The following is a 962-nucleotide window of genomic DNA, read 5'->3' as shown; positions in this document are numbered from 1 at the left end:
GGCCGGGCCGCGAAAGCGGCCCGGCCCTCGTGGCTGCGAACGTTCAACATCGGCTTCCACCATCGCGTTCGGGCCCACATCGATGCTGCGACCGGGGTCCTCGACCTCGACGCCCCCGGTGCCGTTCCCTGATGGCCCGCTGCACAGAACAGACTGCCAGTCATACAGACAGGCAAGGCAGAGATTCTGATGCCGATGTGACATATTGCTATCTACCTGCGATAACATGAGCCGCTGAGAAGGCCATAGAGCCGCGTACAGCGGCCGACCCAGGGTTCAGTAAGGGCCTTTCACGCTGGTCAAGGCCTTCGTACGCGCTTGGCAGACTCAGTCGTCCTCGTCGGCTCCCATGACCGCCATCAAGAAGTGCGCGGCGCCGCCAAGGGCGTCGTGGAACTCGGTGACACCAGGGAGGTCGCGCAGCTGCTCGGTCTCAGGAAGGGATCCAGTCATCAGGGTGCGGACGACGAGGGCGCGGAAAAACTCCTCGCGGCTCTCGATGCCCGCCATGTATCCCGCCTGGAACTCTGACATGGTCTCGGTGCGAGGCTGCACTCGATACGCTGTCTCGAAGTCGAGAGCTGAGGTGAGCCGCCCCAACAGGTCGGGGACGTCGTCGTCGGTGAGTCCGTCCGGATGGGTCTCGGGGTCGTAGATAACGTCATAGCCAAGAGCCCGCAGAGCGTCGAGAAGCTGGTCTGGTGTCATCATCCCGTGAGCGTATCGGCGCTCAGGGCACATCGGCATCCATCAGCCGTGGCGCTTCGTGGTGGCATGGCGAGTGGTTGGGTCCGACTGGTAGCGACTCTGATCGGTGACCTTTTCTGCCCGTGGGTAAGAATGCGGTCAGAATTTCCGGGAGCCCTGTCCCTGACCGCAGGTCACTCATGGTTTGTGGAGCGGTCTTGAAAACCGGCGTGGGCGTCAAAACCCACCGTGGGTTCGAATCCCACCTTCTCCGC

General features: G+C 62.7%; 1 protein-coding gene. It reads right to left on the bottom strand.

What is annotated here, in order from left to right:
- Positions 1-327: 327 nt before the first annotated feature.
- Positions 328-711: a hypothetical protein gene (locus DI269_RS12960; RefSeq protein ID WP_112136544.1), complete on the bottom strand. Its 384-nt coding sequence runs from the start codon at positions 709-711 to the stop codon at positions 328-330.
- Positions 712-962: the final 251 nt, after the last annotated feature.

Source organism: Glycomyces dulcitolivorans, assembly GCF_003265355.1.
GTDB lineage: Bacteria > Actinomycetota > Actinomycetes > Mycobacteriales > Micromonosporaceae > Glycomyces > Glycomyces dulcitolivorans.
The sequence above is the reverse complement of the archived record's forward strand: the minus strand, read 5'-3'. Positions and strand labels throughout refer to the sequence as shown.